The organism is Staphylococcus sp. GW821-FHT11H10, from assembly GCF_058807855.1.
Genome location: NZ_JBXARC010000053.1, coordinates 1 through 923, shown reverse-complemented (window position 1 = coordinate 923; position 923 = coordinate 1). Strand labels below are relative to the sequence as shown.

Here is a 923-nt window from a genome sequence, read left to right as displayed (position 1 = left end):
GGGGGCTTAGCTCAGCTGGGAGAGCGCCTGCTTTGCACGCAGGAGGTCAGCGGTTCGATCCCGCTAGTCTCCACCATTAATTATTTGTACATTGAAAACTAGATAAGTAAGTAAAAATAGATTTTACCAAGCAAAACCGAGTGAATAAGAGTTTTAAAAAAGCTTGAATTCATAAAATATAATCGCTAGTGTTCGAAAGAACACTCACAAGATTAATAACAGGTTTCTTAAAATTAGAACTACGTTCTAATATGGTTGAAACATAGATTAAGTTATTAAGGGCGCACGGTGGATGCCTTGGCACTAGAAGCCGACGAAGGACGTTACTAACGACGATATGCTTTGGGTAGCTGTAAGTAAGCGTTGATCCAGAGATTTCCGAATGGGGGAACCCAGCACGAGTTATGTCGTGTTATCGACAAGTGAATTCATAGCTTGTCAGAAGGCAGACCCGGAGAACTGAAACATCTTAGTACCCGGAGGAAGAGAAAGAAAAATCGATTCCCTGAGTAGCGGCGAGCGAAACGGGAAGAGCCCAAACCAATAAGCTTGCTTATTGGGGTTGTAGGACACTCTATACGGAGTTACAAAGGAATATATTAGACGAATCATCTGGAAAGTTGAATCAAAGAAGGTAATAATCCTGTAGTTGAAAATATATTCTCTCTTGAGTGGATCCTGAGTACGACGGAGCACGTGAAATTCCGTCGGAATCTGGGAGGACCATCTCCTAAGGCTAAATACTCTCTAGTGACCGATAGTGAACCAGTACCGTGAGGGAAAGGTGAAAAGTACCCCGGAAGGGGAGTGAAAGAGAACTTGAAACCGTGTGCTTACAAGTAGTCAGAGCCCGTTAATGGGTGATGGCGTGCCTTTTGTAGAATGAACCGGCGAGTTACGATCTGATGCAAGGTTAAGCAGGA

At 43.7% G+C, this 923-nt stretch carries 1 tRNA gene and 1 rRNA gene; both read left to right on the top strand.

Annotation, left to right across the window (positions count from 1 at the left end):
* Positions 1-76, top strand: a tRNA-Ala gene (locus AC1RRU_RS12565).
* A gap of 189 nt (positions 77-265) precedes the next feature.
* Positions 266-923, top strand: a 23S ribosomal RNA gene (locus AC1RRU_RS12560); the annotation flags it as partial.